Raw genomic sequence first — 16,922 nt, 5'->3', positions numbered from 1 at the left:
GGTCCGGCTCCCGGGAAGGGGCCGGACCTCTTGATGTTGGCGCCGGGGGGCAGAGTCCCCCGGCGCACCCTGACAAAAGGACGTGGTATGGGTTCATTCAAGAAGTTGGCACCGTGGTTGTTCTGCGCCCTGCTGACACCGAGCGCGGCGCAGGCGTCCGACTATGTTGACGTGCTGGACTTGCCAGCCAAACCGAGCGCGCTGGCCCAGCGCAGCCCCTTGCTAGACCTGGCTACGGCCGGCCAGCGGCTGGTGGCGGTGGGGCAGCGCGGCCATATTCTCTACTCCGACGATGCCGGCAAGCAGTGGCAGCAAGCGACTGTGCCGGTGAGCGCCGATCTCAATGCGGTCTATTTCCCGACCCCCGAACAGGGCTGGGCGGTGGGCGGCGATGGGTTGGTGCTGCACAGCCAGGATGCCGGCGCCAGCTGGCAAAAACAGCTGGACGGCCGCCAGATAGGTGAGCTGGTCTTGCGCCATTACTCGGCCCTGGCCAAGGCCGAGCCGGACAACGAGCAGTGGGCCGCCCTGACCGAAGAGGGCCAGCGGCTGGTGGAGGAGGGGGCCGACAAGCCGCTGCTCGACGTCTGGTTCGCCAACGACCGGCTCGGCTACGTGGTCGGCGTCTTCAACCTGATCCTGCGCACCGAGGATGGCGGCCAGAGCTGGACGCCGCTGCAGGATCGCACCGACAACCCGCAGGGGTTTCACCTCAATGCCATCAATTCCACCGGCGACGGACTCTATCTGGTCGGTGAGCAGGGCCTGCTGCGCAAGTGGGACGAGACCCGGCAGCGCTTCCTCGACGTTCCCACCCCCTATGAAGGCAGCTACTTTGGCGTGATCGGCAGGGCCGGCGAGCTGATCGTCTATGGCCTGCGCGGTCATGTGTTCCGCAGCACCGACGGGGGCAACAACTGGGCCCAGCTCGACAGTGGCCTGCCCATCAGCATCAGCGCGGCGGTGCAAGGCAGCGATGGCCACTATCGCCTGTTCACCCAGGCCGGCCAGATGCTGCGGGTGCAGGATGGCAACGGCCCTCTGCAGCGACTGCCCCAGGCCGAGCCGTCACCGGTGGCCGGCGCGGCGCTGACCGCGAGCGGGACGCTGGCGCTGGTCGGCAGCCGTGGTGTGCGCACCCTGGCCGCCGAATAACGAGAATAACGAGAGCGAGAACGCAGACATGAGCAATGTGAAGCAAGAGACCATGCCGGTGATCCGCGACCTGGCGGAGTTTGACAAGCGCAGCGGCAATCTGCTGGAGCGGATGGTGTTCAACCACAGGCCGCTATTCATGCTCTTCATGACGCTGGCCACCCTGGTGTTCGGCTACATGGCGATGACCCGGCTGACCCTGTCCCCCAGCTTCGAGAAGATGATCCCCCAGAGCCAGCCCTACATCAAAAACTTCCTGGAGAACCGCAACTCGCTGCGGGGCCTTGGCAACTCGGTGCGGGTGGTGGTGGAGAACAGCCAGGGTGACATCTTCGATCCCGACTACCTGGCCGTGCTCAAGCAGGTCAACGACGAGCTGTTCCTCGGCGACGGCGTGGACCGCGCCTGGATGAAGTCCCTGTGGAGCCCGGCGGTGCGCTGGACCGAGGTGACGGAGGAGGGCTTCCAGGGCGGCCCCGTCATGCCCGACTCCTACAAGGGCACCCCCGCCGACATCGATCAACTGCGCCAGAACATCAACCGGGCCGGCATCGTCGGCAGCCTGGTGGCCAACGACTTCAAGTCGACCATGCTGATAGTGCCGCTGCTGGACAAGGCCTCGGCCACCGGCAAGCCGCTCAACTACCACCAGTTCTCCCAGCGCATCGAGCAGCTGCGCGACAAGATCGAGTTCGCCGGGGCGCCCCATCAGGCGGGCGAGGAGGGGCAGGGCAAGTACAAGATCCGGGTGATCGGCTTCGCCAAGCTGGTGGGGGACCTGATCGACGGCCTCATTCAGGTGATCATGTTCTTCGGCCTGGCGGTGCTGACGTCGCTCGGCATCATCTTCCTCTATACCCGCTGCGTGCGCAGCACCTTGCTCGTGGTGGGCTGCTCCCTCATCGCCGTGGTGTGGCAGCTGGGCATAGTCGCCTGGCTCGGCTACGCCATAGACCCCTATTCGGTGCTGGTGCCCTTCCTGATCTTTGCCATCGGCGTCTCCCACGCGGCGCAGAAGATGAACGGCATCATGCAGGACATAGCCCGCGGCACCCATCGCCTGATCGCCGCCCGCTACACCTTCCGCCGGCTGTTCCTTGCCGGGGTCACGGCGCTGCTCGCCGACGCGGTCGGCTTCGCGGTGCTGATGCTGATCGACATCCCGGTGATCCAGGATCTCGCCATCACCGCCAGCATAGGGGTGGCGGTGCTCATCTTCACCTCCCTGCTGCTGATGCCGGTGGCGCTCTCCTTCGTCGGGGTCGGTCGCAAGGCGGCCGAGCGGGCGCTGCGGATCGATAACCGCGCCGAGGCGCACCGGGGCTTCGGCAAGCTGTGGGACCTGCTCGATCGCTTCACCACCCGCAACTGGGCCACCGGCATAGTGCTGGCGGGTCTGGCGATGGGGATTGGGGGCTTCCTGGTCAGCCAGCAGCTGAAGATCGGCGATCTCGACAGCGGGGCGCCCGAGCTGCGGGCCGACTCGCGCTACAACCTGGACAACGGTTACATCACCCGTCACTACGCGCTCTCCAGCGATCTGTTCGCGGTGATGATCAAGACGGCGCCGGAAGGCTGCCTGGACTACAAGACCCTGATCCTGGCCGACCGCCTGGCCTGGGATCTGCAGCAGTACCCGGGGGTACAGGCCACCTCGTCGCTGGTCAATGCGGTACGCCAGATCACCGCCGGCACCTACGAGGGCAACCCCAAGCTCGCCAGCATCCAGCGCAACCAGAACGTGCTGAACTATGCCGCCCAGCAGGCCTCGGTCAACGCCCCCGAGCTGTTCAACACCGACTGCTCCGTGATGCCGGTGATCGCCTACCTCAAGGATCACAAGGCCGAGACGCTCAATGCGGTGGTGGCCATCGCCGACAAGTTCGCCCGCGAGAACAGCACGGCGGATCGCCAGTTCCTGCTCGCCGCGGGCAGCGCCGGCATCGAGGCCGCCACCAACATGGTGGTGCACGACGCCAACCGCACCATGCTGCTCTACGTCTATCTGGCGGTGACCCTGTTCTGCCTCATCACCTTCCGCAGCTGGCGGGCGACCCTGGTGGCCCTGGTGCCGCTGATGCTCACCTCGGTGCTGTGCGAGGCGCTGATGGTGGCCATGGGCATAGGCGTCAAGGTGGCGACCCTGCCGGTGATTGCGCTCGGGGTCGGCATCGGGGTGGACTACGCGCTCTATCTGCTGAGCGTGCAACTGCACTACCAGCGCCAGGGCATGTCACTGACCGAGGCGTATCGCCACGCCGTGGCCTTTACCGGCCGGGTGGTCGGCCTGGTCGGCATCACCCTGGCGGCCGGCGTGGTGGGTTGGGCCTGGTCCCCCATCAAGTTCCAGGCCGACATGGGCATACTGCTCACCTTCATGTTCCTGTGGAACATGCTGGGGGCGCTGATCGGGATCCCGGCGCTGTCCTACTTCCTGCTGTCCGGCCCCAAGGGGCTGGCGGCTGCGTCCCCCCAGGCAAAGGAGGAGCCCTCTTCGCCAGACGCCGCCAAGGTAACGCCTAACCAGATGGCCGCCAGTGTCGACGTCGGTTAAGAGGAGAGGGCGGACGAGCACGCCAGGCTGAGAACCCAAAAAGCAATAGAAGAAGAGGGAGGCATGATGCCTCCCTCTCTTACGTCTGTCGGTCGGCATGCCGCGACCCTCAGGGCGCACCGCTTTGCCACCCACGTCGAACCCTCCTCATCAGACGTAACCAAGGCTGCGTGAGTTAGCTGCCTGTCGATATCAGTGAGGGGTTGTCGGCAGGTCTGACAAAGGGAGAGGCAACCAGAGAGGGGGAGGCAATAGTAAGCGAGGAGAAGCAGTAACAGAGAGGGGAGGCATCTGCCTCCCCTCTCTGTTTTGTTATCTCATGGCATCGGGAGGGTCGCCTCCCGCAGGGTTCACTCAGCCATAGGCCAGGCTGGTGCGGGCACTTTGGACCGCCTTGGGCACTATCTTGTGGCGGGAGCGCCAGGTGGCGGGGGGCATGCCGAACTGGGCGCTGAACCAGCGGGTGAAGGAGCTGGGCATGGAGTAGCCGAGCATGTCGGCGATGTGACCGAGGGAGTAGCCCGCGTTCTTCAGGTAGCGGATCACCAGATCCCGCCGCACCTCGTTGACCAGCTCGCTGAAGGTGGCGCCGCTCTCTTCCAGATGACGCTGCAGGGTGCGCACGTTCATCCCCAGGGTGCTGGCGATCTGCTCTATGGTGGCGCGCCCCATGGGGAGCAGCAGGTAGATGGCCTTGCGCACCTCCACCAGCACGGATTGCTGGGTCTCCACCAGCAGGGTGTCGAGGTACTGGCGCGCGTGGCGGGCCATGGCCTGATTGGCGAGGGGGTTGGGAACGTCCAGGTCGACGGACTGGCATACGATGCCGTTGAACTCGCTGCCAAACTCCAGCTTGCAGCCAAACAGGCGCTTGTGGAGGCTGAGATCCGCCGGCGCATCATGGGTGAAGTTGACGCTAATGGGGTGCCAGTTGCTGCCGACGCCGACCTGGGCGGCGCAGAAGCGATACATGACGCCCACCGCCAGCTCGGTGACCTGGCGTGACGGCATGGGGGCATCTGTGATGATCTCCTCGCGGATGATGACCGTCTTGCCCGCCTCCTCGATGAAGATCGCCAGCGAATTGTTGAACAGCTGGATGTATTGCACCATCACCTGCAGGGCTTCACGCAGATTGGGCTGGTAGCTGAGCAGCAGGCTGACCTCGCCAAAGTCCGACAGCTGGCGGTGTTCCGCCATGCGCAAACCCAGGCTGCTGCAAGCACCGACTCGGGCCGACAGCTCGAGCAACTTGACGATGGCCGAGACGGGAACCCGTTGGTTGGGGACATCCAGCACAGAGGCGCTGAGTCCGGCTTGTGCCAGCAGGCTGGGGGTGTTCAATCCCAATTGGCGGGCGACGTCGAGATAATTGGTAAGGGTAGCGGCTCTGGCGAAGAGGGTCATATTACAGCTCCAATGACAACGGCTCACATGCTGACTTGCTTGTTATTAACCTACTTTTATCATTTCATTTACAAAATGAGAAGCGACTTGTCACTAGTCAATTAGTCCTGTGTTTCATCTGATCACCATTCTGGGGGCCGCGTTTTTCGCTGGCCAAGCGGTCGCCACCGCCTCGTTCCCCCTGTCACAAAATGACAAGCCCATGGCACCCAAGGTAAAGCAGCCGGCGGCGGGGCGCCTTACTGTGTCTCTCAATCGCTTGGCCCGCGCCGAGCCAGCATGAGGGAGTGAGATGAATAAATTGCACACCAGGGCCACGGTATTGATCGTGCCCGGCCTGCGTGACCATGTATCGGATCATTGGCAAACCTTGCTCGCGGCCCGTCTGGCCAAGGTGCATACGGTGCCGCCTTTGACCTCGGACAAGCTCAGCTGCCAGGCCAGGGTCGACGCCATCGAGCAGGCGCTGGCGACCATAGAGGGGCCGGTGATCCTGGTGGCGCACAGCGCCGGGGTGCTGATGACGGCGCACTGGGCCGCGCGCCATCAAGGTGCGATCAAGGGGGCGCTGCTGGTCACGCCACCGGATCTGGACGCCAGCTGGCCGGCCCATTACCCCAGCCCGCAAGCCATGGCGGACGGTGGCTGGCGCCCGCTACCCCGCACGCGCCTGCCCTTTCCCAGTCTGGTGGCCATGAGCCGCAACGATCCCCTGGCCAGCCAGGATGCGGTGCGCGCCCTGGCCCACGACTGGGGGAGCGAGCTGGTCGACATCGGGGAGGTGGGTCACCTCAACCCGGCCAGCGGCTTCGGCCCCTGGCCCCAGGCGGAGGCCCTGTTGTTGAGTCTCGATGCCTGAGCAGCAGGCGCGGCGCAGGCAAGGTTAGTTCACAGGGGGAGGGATGCCCCCTTCGTCAGTCATCGCATTGAGCATATGAATCGCAAGGAGTGAATATGGTGAAGACCAGGATCATACCGCCAGCGCAGGGAGCCCATGCTTATCCGTTGCTGATCAAGAGTCTGTTGTTGTCGGGAGTGCGCTACCACCCCGATCAGCAGATCGTCTACGCAGACAGGTTGCGCTACGACTATCGCACCCTCAACCAGCGTATCCAGCGCCTGGCCAACATGCTGACCGCGGCCGGGGTCGGGCCCGGTGACACCGTCGCCCTGCTGGACTGGGACAGCCACCGCTCCCTCGAGTGCTTCTTCGCGGTGCCCATGATTGGCGCCGTGCTGCACACGGTCAACGTGCGCTTCTCACCGGAGCAGATCGCCTACACCATGAACCACGCCGAGGATCACCTGGTGCTGGTGCACGATGACTTCCTGCCGATCCTCGAATCTATCCAGAGTGCGCTCCCCACGGTGCGCGGCTACATCCAGCTCACCGATGGCGAGGCCCAGGCCACCAGCCTGCCCAGTCTGGGCGAGTACGAGACGCTGCTGACCGACTCGGATTGCCACTTCGACTTCCCCGATTTTGATGAGCAATCGGTGGCCACCCTGTTCTACACCACGGGCACCACGGGGGATCCCAAGGGGGTCTATTTCAGCCACCGCCAGCTGGTGCTGCACACTCTCAACGAACTCGGCACCCTGGCGGCCCACGCGGGCCAGTCGCTGCTGCAATCCGACGATGTCTACATGCCGATCACCCCCATGTTCCACGTCCACGCCTGGGGAGTGCCCTATGTGGCGACCATGCTCGGGGTGAAGCAGGTCTATCCGGGCCGCTATGAGCCCAACAAGCTGGTGCGCCTCTATCGTGAGGAGGGGGTGACCTTCTCCCACTGCGTGCCGACCATCTTGCAGATGATCCTCGACTGCGAGGAGGCCAGACAGACCTCGTTTGAGGGCTGGAAGATGCTGCTGGGGGGCAGTGCCCTGCCGCTGGGGCTGGCCACCCAGGCACACCACAAGGGGATCCTGATCCACGCCGGCTATGGCATGTCGGAGACCTGCCCACTGCTGTGCGTGGTCCATCTGAGCGAAGAGGAGCTGGCGCTACCCATGGCGGAGCAGCTCCCCCTGCGGATCCGTACCGGCACCCCGATCCCGCTGGTAGATCTGCGCATCATCGATGAGCAGGGCCGGGAGGTGGCGCACGATGGCCAGGCCATGGGGGAGATAGTGGTACGCGCCCCCTGGCTGGCGCAGGGCTATCTGAAGGAGCCGGAAAAAGGTGCCGAGCTCTGGCAGGGCGGCTGGCTGCACACCGGGGACATGGCCTCCATCGATCCCCACGGCACAGTGGAGATCAAGGATCGCATCAAGGATGTGATCAAGACCGGCGGTGAGTGGATAAGCTCGCTGGCGCTGGAGAATCTCATCAGCGCCCATGCCGCCGTTCACGCGGTGGCCGTGGTGGGGATCCCGGACGAGCAGTGGGGCGAGCGCCCGCTGGCGCTGGTGGTGTGCAAGGAGGGGAACCACCTGGATCAACAAGCCATCGCGACCCACCTGCAGCACTTCGTCGATAGCGGCCGCATCAACCGCTGGGCCATCCCGCGCCAGATCCGGGTCGTGCAGGAGATCCCCAAGACCAGTGTCGGCAAGGTCAACAAGAAGCTGATCCGGGAGCAGGAGCTGAGCGCGACCAGGGAAAATTGAGCGCAGCGTCATGAAATGAACAGAAAGGCCCTCAGTTTCCCTACGGAATGAGGGCCTTTATTGTCGGGGTCAATCGCCTTGACTACGCTAATTGAGTTTTAACACAAAAGGCGTGTGCCATGAGTAAGACGCAGAGTCATCTCGTTGATGAAGAAGTAGATTTTTCCGCCCATGAGCAGTTGGTCTCCACCACGGATATGCGGGGTGTCATCACCTACGCGAATGAAAATTTCTGCCGGGTGGCGGGCTACAGCCAGGCGGAGATGATAGGTCAGCATCACAACATGGTGCGCCATCCGGACATGCCAAAGGTGGCCTTTGCCGATCTCTGGGGCAAGCTGAAACAGGGCAAGCCCTGGCGCGGCATGGTCAAGAATCGCTGCAAGGATGGCCGTTACTACTGGGTGGATGCCTATGTCACCCCCATCTTCGAGCAGGGCAGGATCAGTGGCTACCAGTCGGTGCGCAGCCGCGCCGAACCCGAGCTGAAGGCCATTGCCACCCGCACCTACACCAGGCTGAAGGCGAGTGAGCGCGGGGAGCGCCGCGCCGGTGTCGCCCTGGGCCGCTGGGTGCGCCATGGGGTGGCCTTGCTCGGGCTGCTGGCGATGCTGGGGGGGAGCCTCCATCTGCTGGGCGCCTGGGGGCCGCTGTTTATACTGCTGCCGCTGGCCTGGCTTGTCCTGCTCTATCGCCACGAGCTGATCGGCACCCCCCGTTACCTGCGCCAGCTGGCCAGCGAGTACGACAGCCTGACCCAGCTCATCTACTCGGGCAATGAGCCCAAGGCTATCGCGGACTTCCACATCAAGCTGCTGCAGGCCAGGATCCGGACCGTGCTGGGGCGAGTGGAGGATGCGACCCTCTCCCTGCAGGATCTGGCCGTGCACCTCAAGACGGCCTCCAGTGAGGCGAGTGCCGACATCGCCGAGCAGGATATCCAGACCCAGCAGGTGGCGGCGGCCATCACCGAGATGGCGGCAACGGCCCATGAGATAGCCCGCAACATCGAGGAGACGGATAGCCAGATAGCCCAGGCCAAGGTGCACTGCCTGCACACCGATCGGCAGCTGGGGGACACCCAGCAGGGCATCACCGAGCTGGCCACCCAGGCCGAGCACGCCTTCAGTGCGGCGGTGGCGCTGGCCGACGAGTCGGAGCGCATCGGGGTGCTGATGAACGAGATCCAGGGGATAGCGGATCAGACCAACCTGCTGGCCCTCAACGCGGCCATTGAGGCGGCGCGGGCGGGGGAACAGGGGCGCGGCTTCGCGGTGGTGGCCGATGAGGTGCGCACCCTGTCGACCCGCACCCACAAGGCGACCGAGCAGATCCAGGGCAGCATAGGGCAGATCCAGCGCACCCTGAACGACTGGAAGGGGATGATGCAGAAAAACCTGCAGCAGACCCAGTCCTGCGTGGCCCTGACCCGGCAGGGATCGGACAGCCTGCAGCAGGTGCTGACGGAGATAGAGCAGGTGGTGGCGCTCTCGACCCAGATCTCGGCCGCGGCGGTGCAGCAGCAGGTGGTGGTCGAGGACATCAGTCAGAACGTCAACGTCATCTCCCAGCATTCCCACACCAACAGCAGCAAGATGCAGGTGGTGAACGAATCGAGCGATATCCTGCTCACCAAGGCACGGCAACTCAAGTCTCTGGGGCAGACCTTCGGCTGACTCGGGGACCGTCTCAATGCAGAAAATGCAACAAGGCCACCCCAGGGTGGCCTTGTTGCATGAGGACTGCATGGATTGGTGACGAGAAAGCCCGGGAGGGGCGACTCAACCCAGGGTCCGCTGTTTCTCCAGCACTATGCCCTTGTCGCCATACATGGCCTGATCGGCGTTGATCAGCCACTGCTCCGCGCTCCAGCCGGCCTGGTAGGGACTGACCCCCACGCTGATCCCGACCGACAGGGAGTGGCCATTGACCTCGAAGGGCGGGATCATGGCCAGCCGGATCACCTCGGCCACCTCTTCGGCCTGCCAGCTGTCGTGGTCGGGCAGCAACAGCACGAACTCATCCCCCGCCAGCCTGGCGAAGAAACGTCGGTGGCCGAGGCTGTGATTGATCCGCTCCGCCAGCTGGCAGAGCAGGGCATCGCCACAGCTGTGGCCGTAGCTGTCGTTGACCTGCTTGAAGCTGTCGAGATCGCAGAACAGCAGGCAGCCGGGATCGGGGTGTTGGATCTGCAGCTCCAGTTGCTCCATCAGGCTAAGGCGATTGGGCAGTCCGGTGAGCGGATCCTGGCGCGCCAGCTGCAATATTTCTTGCTCTCGCAGCTTGCGCAGGGCAACTTCCCGGTTGAGTCGCTCGTTGTTGATGAGCAGGTAGATGCTCAGCAGCAGGATGAGGGCGCCCACGGCCAGGCTCAGCAAGAACCAGGGGCGCCAGAATGCCCACTGCTCCGAGGGGGCCTGATAGAGGAAGTCTGCCAGCGGCAGGGGCCGCGGGATGAGGCCTATCTCCGTCAGCTGCTCCATGATGTGGCCGAAGCGATCCGGATTCATATACCCGATCTCCACATAGAGCGGCTGTATCATCTCCTTGCTCATCTGCAGCTCGTACTCCATGTGGGCCTGGCTGCGGTTGACGCCATACTCCTTGCGCAGCAGGGCAATGGCCTCCGCCGGATGGGACAGCGCGTAGCGCCACCCCTTCAGGCTGGCGGCGCGAAAGCGCTCCACCCGCGCCGGGTCGATCCGCTCTTGCGCCTGGGTGGTGAACAGGATGTCGCTGTAAAAGTCGATGCCGTAGTTGCGGGGGTTGATGATGGAGACCGCGATGCCCCGCTCCTCCAGGTAGAAGGGCTCGTTGCTGATATAGGCGTTGAAGATATCGACCTTGCCCTCGATCAGGTCGTCGATATTGACCGAGGTCGGAATGGGGGTGAGCTGACGCTCGTGCAGCCCTTGATAGTAGAGGGTGGCGAGCAGCTCGGCATCCTGATGGCCGGGAAACATCATGATCCGTTTGCCCCTCATGTCCGCAACGGTGAGAATGCCGCTGTCACGACGGGCCAGGAACACCGAGGGGGAGTGCTGGTAGACACTGGCGAGGGCCAGCAAGGGCTCGCCATGGGCATAGCTGGTCAGCACCTCGGTGTTGCCGACGCCAAAATCGGCGCGCCCGGCCAGCACCTCCTGTACCGGGCTTATTCCCTTGCCACCAGGCCGGATCTCGACATCCAGGCCGACATTGGCATAGAAGCCCTTGGCCTTGGCCATGTGGTAGCCCACGAATTGGGGCTGGTGCAGCCAGCGCAGCTGCAGGACTACCCGATCGGGAGAGTCGAGCGAGCGCTCACCGGCCTGGAGGGGGGAACTGGCAACGAGCAATAGCAGCCAAAGCAAGCATCTCTTCATCCGTGCGATTCTTGTGCTGAAGGTCCATGGGGTGTGGCCAGTCGCCCGATCACAACTTATTAATAAATGTCATTCTAAAGGGTTCTAGATGTACCGGATACTGTCGCAGCAGAAAGATTTTATGGTGATCAACAAGGGGCCAGGCCTTGGTATGCATGATGAGGCGGGCGAGCCCGGCCTGATCAATCTGATGCGTGCCGAGACCGGGCTGGAGCTCTACCCCGTGCATCGACTCGACAAGATGACCTCGGGGCTGTTGCTGCTGGCCCGCACCCCGGCGGCGAACCGGGCGCTCAGCATGGCGTTTGCCGAGCGGCGGGTGAGCAAGCAGTACCTGGCGCTCTCGGATCGCAAGCCGAAGAAGAAGCAGGGCTGGGTCAAGGGCGACATGCAGAAAGGGCGAGGCGGCAGCTGGATGCTGGCACGCAGCCTGGACAATCCCGCCATCAGCTGGTTTGACTCCTGCCCGGTGCGGGAAGGCTTGCGGCTCTATCGCATCAAGCCCCAGACCGGCAAGACCCACCAGATCCGGGTCGCCCTGAAAAGCATAGGGGCGCCTATCCTGGGGGACGAGCGCTACGGCGGCACCCCGGCGGATCGCGGCTACCTCCATGCCTGGCGGCTGAGTTTCAGCCTGGATGGCGTGCCTTTCGATTTCATCTGCCCGCCGGAGGAGGGGGCCGAGTTTCTCACCCCCGAACTGCATGCCGCCATCGCCGGGCTGAGCGAATGAGCCACGAGCTGGGGGCCTTGCCCACGGGCTGGATCCTGGCGGACTTTGACGACACCCTGGCCCCAGGCGACAGCCACGCCGGCCTGCTGCGCCATATATTGCGCCGTCGTCGCTGGCCGCTGTTGCTGCTGCCGGTGATCGCGCTGGGCGGGCTTGTCTATCTATTGCCGAACCAGCGGCGGCGGGGGATCTCGCTCATCTGGTGGGCCATCACCCTGGGGCTTTCGCCCCTCGGCTGGCGCGCCCTGGTGCGGGACTATTGCCGCACCCGCCCTGGCCTGTTCAAGGAGGCGCGCGCCTTGCTGGTGGCCGAGGGCAAGCGCTGCTGGGTGCTCTCCGCCAGCCCCCGCGCCCTGGTGCGTGGCCAGCTTCATCGGCAGTTGCCAGGCATGCCGCACCGGATCATCGGCTCGCGGATGCACTACCGCTTCGGTGGCCTGATGCCGCGTTTTTACTGTCATGGCCAACACAAGATACTGCCGCGGATCCTGGATCTCGAGGTCGCCCTGGCCCTGAGCGACAGCCCGCACGATCTGCCCTTGCTGGCGTTGGGGGCAGAGGCCTGGCTCATCAATCCCAGCCCCGCTCGCCTGCAACGGGTGCGGGAGCGACTGCCCCATATCGAACCCAGACAGTGGCGGCTGTAAGCCAGGGCTGACAGCCCTGCGGGTCGCCATGGGTTGCCCCGCAAGGCTGCGCCTTCAATGTCACAATTCATTTACATCTTTGACGGGGTAACCGGAAAAACTATCGTCATCCTGCCTCTTCTCTTCTGCGCGCCCCCTGCCTCTAATGAAACAAGTTGTTAACACCAGATCCCCCAGCGCGGATCTGCATCGGTTTGGCCATGGCAGCTGCCACAGGGCAGCGCCGCAAGGAGCGCATCATGACGACCACTTCCTCTTCCCGTTCCCACACCATCAATCCGCTCGGCACGGATGGCTTCGAATTCGTCGAATACACGGCGCCGGATCCCAAGGGCATCGCCGCCCTCAAGGCGTTGTTCGTCTCGCTGGGGTTCGCCGAGGTGGCGCAGCACAAGCACAAGCAGTGCTGGCTCTACCGCCAGGGGGACATCAACTTCGTGGTCAACGCCGAGCCCCACTCCCAGGCCGAGCAGTTCGCCAGCCTGCACGGGCCTAGCGTGTGCGGCATGGCGTTTCGGGTGGCGGATGCGGGCAAGGCCCAGCAACATGCCATCGGCAAGGGGGCCAAGCCCTTCGTCGGCAAGATAGGGCCCATGGAGCTCAACATCCCCGCCATCTACGGCATCGGCGAGAGCACCCTGTCATTTGTCGACCGCTACGGCGACAAGGGCTCCATCTACGAGGTGGACTTCGTGTTTTACTCCGACTGGCAGGCGCGCATGGCCGAGGTGGATGCGGGGCTCCTTGAGATCGATCACCTGACCCACAACGTCCAGCGCGGCAACATGGATCTCTGGTCGAACTTCTATGAGCGGATCGGCAACTTCCGCGAGATCCGCTACTTCGACATCGAGGGCAAGCTGACCGGCCTGCATTCCCGCGCCATGACGGCCCCCTGCGGCAAGATCCGCATCCCCATCAACGAATCCTCCGACGACAAGTCCCAGATCGAGGAGTACCTGCGCCAGTACAAGGGGGAGGGGATCCAGCACATAGCCCTGGCCTCCGGCGACATCTATCAGACCATCCGCACCCTGCGTGGCCGTGGCACCGGCTTTATGCCGACCCCGGAGACTTACTACGAGAAGGTCAACAGCCGGGTGGAGGGGCATCAGGAGGATCTGGAGGCGCTCAAGGCGCTGCGCATCCTGATCGACGGTTCGCCGACCAAGGATGGCATCCTGCTGCAGATCTTCACCGACACCGTCATCGGCCCGGTGTTCTTCGAGATCATCCAGCGCAAGGGCAACGAAGGCTTCGGCGAGGGCAACTTCCAGGCGCTGTTCGAATCCATTGAGCTGGACCAGATCCGCCGTGGTGTGCTGAGCGGCGAGCCCAGCGATGCGTGACGGGATGCGAGACCGTCGAGCGGTATTCATTTCATACGAGGTACTCAGCCATGCGTAACTGGATCAGTTTCCCCCACCGGGAGGGGACCCACTCCCGCCAGGCTCATGCCGACCTGCCCGAGCAGGCCATCTATGAGCGCGAACTGGGGCGGGCCGGTTTCTTCGGCCCCGCCACGCACATGCACCACAAGCACGCCCCCACCGACTGGATCAACTGGGAGGGGCCGCTGCGGCCGCGGGCGTTCGATCTCAACGGCTTGCAGGAGGAGGTGAGCTCCCTCTCCCCCTGGGTGATGCCGGACATACTGCACAATGCCCACTGCCGCTACCGGATCTGGCGCCTGCACGAGCCTATGCCGTTCCTGGTGCGCAACGCCGACGGCGACGAGCTGCTGTTCATCCACGAGGGGAGCGGGGAGTTCTACTGCGATTACGGCCATCTGACCCTGAGGGACGGGGACTATGTGGTGATCCCCCGCGGCACCATGTGGCGCATCGAGCCGACCGCGCCGCTGTTCATCCTGATGATAGAGGCGACGGGGGACAGCTATCAGCTGCCGGACAAGGGGCTGGTGGGTCAGCACGCCATCTTCGATCCGGCGGCGCTGGACGTGCCCGCCATCGACGACGCCTTCCTGGCCCAGCAGGATGAGGATCCCTGGTCGCTGCAGGTCAAGCGTCACGATCAGGTGTCGGTCATCAGCTGGCCGTTCAACCCGCTCGATGCCCAGGGCTGGCACGGGGATCTCTGCGTGGTGCGCCTCAACTGGCGCGACATCCGCCCGCTGATGAGCCACCGTTATCACCTGCCGCCCTCGGCTCACTCCACCTTCGTGGCGAGCCGCTTCGTGGTCTGCACCTTCGTGCCGCGCCCCATCGAGAGCGATCCCGGCGCCCTGCGGGTGCCCTTCTACCACAGCAACGACGACTTCGACGAGGTGCTGTTCTACCACGCCGGCGACTTCTTCAGCCGGGACAACATAGAGCGGGGCATGGTCACCTTCCACCCCGCCGGCTTCACCCACGGCCCGCATCCCAAGGCGTTCGCGGCCGGCCGCGCCCATGCCAAGACCTTCACCGACGAGGTGGCTGTGATGCTCGACACCCGCGACGCCTTGAGCGTCGGCAGCCTGTGCGAGGGGGTGGAGAACCCGCGCTACGTCAACAGCTGGCTGCGCCCGGCACTCACCCCCGATCACAGCGGCAAATAAGGACTTTTATGAAACTGGCAACCCTGAACAATGGCAAGCGCGATGGCGCCTTGCTGGTCGTGAGCCGTGATCTGAGTCGGGCGGTGCGGGTCACCGCGATCGCCCCCACCCTGCAAGGGGCGCTGGATGAGTGGGCCGAGACGGCCCCGCGGCTTGCCGCCGTCTATGAGGCGCTGAACGCCGGTGCCTGCCCCGAGGCCTTCCCGTTCGATGAGGCGGCCTGCCTCTCCCCGCTGCCCCGCGCCTACCAGTGGGCCGATGGCAGCGCCTACGTCAATCACGTGGAGCTGGTGCGCAAGGCCCGCGGCGCCGAGATGCCGGACAGCTTCTGGCACGATCCCCTGATATACCAGGGCGGCTCCGACAGTTTCCTGGCCCCCCGTGGCCCCATCGTCATGGGATCCGAGGAGTGGGGCATCGACTTCGAGTCTGAGGTGGCCATCATCACCGACGACGTGCCCATGGGGGCGAGCCCGGAGGCCGCAGCCACCCACGTCAAGCTGCTGATGCTGGTCAACGACGTCAGCCTGCGCAACCTCATCCCGGGTGAGCTTGCCAAGGGCTTTGGCTTCTTCCAGTCCAAACCCTCCAGCGCCTTCTCGCCGGTGGCCATCACCCCGGACGAGCTGGGCAGCGACTGGCAGGAGGGCAAGGTGCACTTGCCGCTCATGACCCACCTCAACGGTGGCCTGTTCGGGGCCCCCAACGCGGGGGTGGACATGACCTTCAACTTCCATGAACTTGTCGCCCACGCCGCCAAGACCCGGCCGCTCGGGGCGGGCTGCATCATAGGCTCAGGCACCGTCTCCAACTATGACCGCAGCGCCGGATCTTCCTGCCTCGCCGAGCTGCGCATGCTGGAAATAATCGAGTCAGGTCAGGCCACTACACCCTTCCTGCGCTTTGGTGATACAGTGTCCATCGCGATGCTGGATCGCAATGGAATGAGTCTGTTTGGCACCATTTTGCAGCGCGTCACGCAAGGAGGCGCCAGCCAGACGAGCTAAGGAAGCCGTGGCCGACGGGGGAGTCGGCGGGGGAGACGGCAGGTGGTGGCCACCTGCCGATTTTCGTTCGCCACTCGCCGTCCGCCAGCGTAAGAGGGACAGAGTTATGCTGCAGTTGTTTGGATATTGGCGTTCATCGGCGAGTTTCAGGGTGCGCCTGGTGCTGCAACTCAAGGGACTGAGTTATGAGCAGCACCCGGTGCATCTGGGCAAGGGCGAGCAGAAGGAGAAGGCTTACCGCCGGATCAATCCGCAGGGGCTGGTGCCCTTTCTCATCGACAGCGAGGTGCAGGTCGGCCAGTCGGTCGCCATCATGGAATACCTCGACGAAACCTATCCCGCCCATCCGCTGATGCCCTCGGCCGCCCAGGAGCGAGCAAGGGTGCGCCAGATCGTCAACATGATCGCCTGCGACGTTCACCCTTTGGACAATCTGCGGGTGCTCAACTATCTGGAGCAGGAGCTGGGACAGAGCAAGACGGCGCGTGATGCCTGGTATCGCCACTGGATTGACGAGACCTTCAAGGCCCTGGAGCCGCTGCTGATGACCACTGCCGGTGTCTATTGCGTCGGCAACGAGGTGACCCTGGCCGACTGCATGCTGGTGCCTCAGGTCTATAACGCCCGCCGTTACAACATGACGCTGGATGACTATCCCACCATTGCCCGCATCGTCGCCAACTGCGAGCAGTTGCAGGCTTTTATCAAGGCCGCCCCCGCCAATCAGTCGGATGCTGTTTGAGTTTGCCGTTTTAGGTTGGGCTGAGCGCTGCGAAGCCCAACAAATAGCTGGAAATGAGTGGCTACGGTTGGCAGTCATAACATTATTCAGGTAGCTTCGATCAGCAAAGCCTAATCGGACGTTCGTGAAACAAACCTTG

The 16,922-nt window shown here is 63.9% G+C and carries 13 protein-coding genes; 11 read left to right on the top strand and 2 right to left on the bottom strand.

Going from position 1 to position 16,922, the window contains the following annotated elements:
* The first annotated feature begins 87 nt into the window (after nt 1-87).
* Nucleotides 88-1,155, top strand: coding sequence for a YCF48-related protein (locus tag KW825_RS10205; RefSeq protein WP_218329124.1), 1,068 nt, complete (start codon nt 88-90; stop codon nt 1,153-1,155).
* Between the two features lie 28 nt (nt 1,156-1,183).
* Entirely contained in the window at nt 1,184-3,709 is a 2,526-nt protein-coding gene (locus KW825_RS10200) for an RND family transporter (protein WP_256353820.1), read from the top strand.
* Between the two features lie 354 nt (nt 3,710-4,063).
* Here KW825_RS10200 and KW825_RS10195 read toward each other — a convergent pair whose 3' ends face one another.
* Nucleotides 4,064-5,116 (bottom strand): AraC family transcriptional regulator, encoded by a 1,053-nt coding sequence (locus tag KW825_RS10195; RefSeq protein WP_042652472.1) that lies wholly within the window; start codon nt 5,114-5,116, stop codon nt 4,064-4,066.
* Nucleotides 5,117-5,408: 292 nt separating this feature from the next.
* Here KW825_RS10195 and KW825_RS10190 point away from each other — a divergent pair, with 292 nt between their 5' ends.
* From KW825_RS10190 to KW825_RS10180, 3 genes are all read left to right on the top strand, one after another.
* Nucleotides 5,409-5,975 carry an alpha/beta hydrolase gene (locus tag KW825_RS10190; protein ID WP_218290870.1) on the top strand — a complete coding sequence of 189 codons (567 nt, stop codon included), beginning with the start codon at nt 5,409-5,411 and terminating at the stop codon, nt 5,973-5,975.
* A 95-nt stretch (nt 5,976-6,070) separates the two neighbouring features.
* Nucleotides 6,071-7,729 carry a fatty acid--CoA ligase gene (locus KW825_RS10185; RefSeq protein ID WP_218329123.1) on the top strand — a complete coding sequence of 553 codons (1,659 nt, stop codon included), beginning with the start codon at nt 6,071-6,073 and terminating at the stop codon, nt 7,727-7,729.
* A gap of 119 nt (nt 7,730-7,848) precedes the next feature.
* Entirely contained in the window at nt 7,849-9,405 is a 1,557-nt protein-coding gene (locus KW825_RS10180) for a PAS domain-containing methyl-accepting chemotaxis protein (protein WP_218329122.1), read from the top strand.
* A gap of 105 nt (nt 9,406-9,510) precedes the next feature.
* Here the strand turns inward: KW825_RS10180 and KW825_RS10175 are convergent, their stop codons facing one another.
* Nucleotides 9,511-11,094, bottom strand: a complete 1,584-nt coding sequence (locus tag KW825_RS10175) for a GGDEF domain-containing protein (RefSeq protein ID WP_218329121.1) — start codon at nt 11,092-11,094, stop codon at nt 9,511-9,513.
* A gap of 88 nt (nt 11,095-11,182) precedes the next feature.
* Between KW825_RS10175 and KW825_RS10170 the strand changes: the two genes are divergently transcribed.
* From KW825_RS10170 to maiA, 6 genes are all read left to right on the top strand, one after another.
* A complete protein-coding gene (locus tag KW825_RS10170) occupies nt 11,183-11,827 on the top strand; it encodes a TIGR01621 family pseudouridine synthase (protein WP_218329120.1) in 645 nt (214 codons plus the stop codon).
* Complete coding sequence (locus KW825_RS10165) at nt 11,824-12,474, top strand: HAD family hydrolase (protein ID WP_218329119.1); 651 nt, start codon at nt 11,824-11,826, stop codon at nt 12,472-12,474. Before KW825_RS10170 ends, KW825_RS10165 begins: the two co-directional genes overlap by 4 nt.
* A gap of 239 nt (nt 12,475-12,713) precedes the next feature.
* Entirely contained in the window at nt 12,714-13,823 is a 1,110-nt protein-coding gene (hppD, locus tag KW825_RS10160; protein WP_218329118.1) for a 4-hydroxyphenylpyruvate dioxygenase, read from the top strand.
* A gap of 50 nt (nt 13,824-13,873) precedes the next feature.
* Complete coding sequence (locus KW825_RS10155) at nt 13,874-15,034, top strand: homogentisate 1,2-dioxygenase (protein ID WP_218329117.1); 1,161 nt, start codon at nt 13,874-13,876, stop codon at nt 15,032-15,034.
* 8 nt (nt 15,035-15,042) lie between these two features.
* A complete protein-coding gene (locus KW825_RS10150) occupies nt 15,043-16,041 on the top strand; it encodes a fumarylacetoacetate hydrolase family protein (protein ID WP_218329116.1) in 999 nt (332 codons plus the stop codon).
* Between the two features lie 106 nt (nt 16,042-16,147).
* On the top strand, nt 16,148-16,783 hold the full coding sequence (gene maiA, locus KW825_RS10145; RefSeq protein WP_218329115.1) for a maleylacetoacetate isomerase: 636 nt from the start codon (nt 16,148-16,150) through the stop codon (nt 16,781-16,783).
* The last annotated feature ends 139 nt before the right edge of the window (nt 16,784-16,922 follow it).

It is taken from the genome of Aeromonas sp. sif2433 (assembly GCF_019218705.1).
Taxonomy (GTDB): Bacteria; Pseudomonadota; Gammaproteobacteria; order Enterobacterales; family Aeromonadaceae; genus Aeromonas; species Aeromonas encheleia.
Note: the sequence above shows the minus strand (reverse complement) of the source record. Positions and strands in the feature narration are given on the sequence as shown.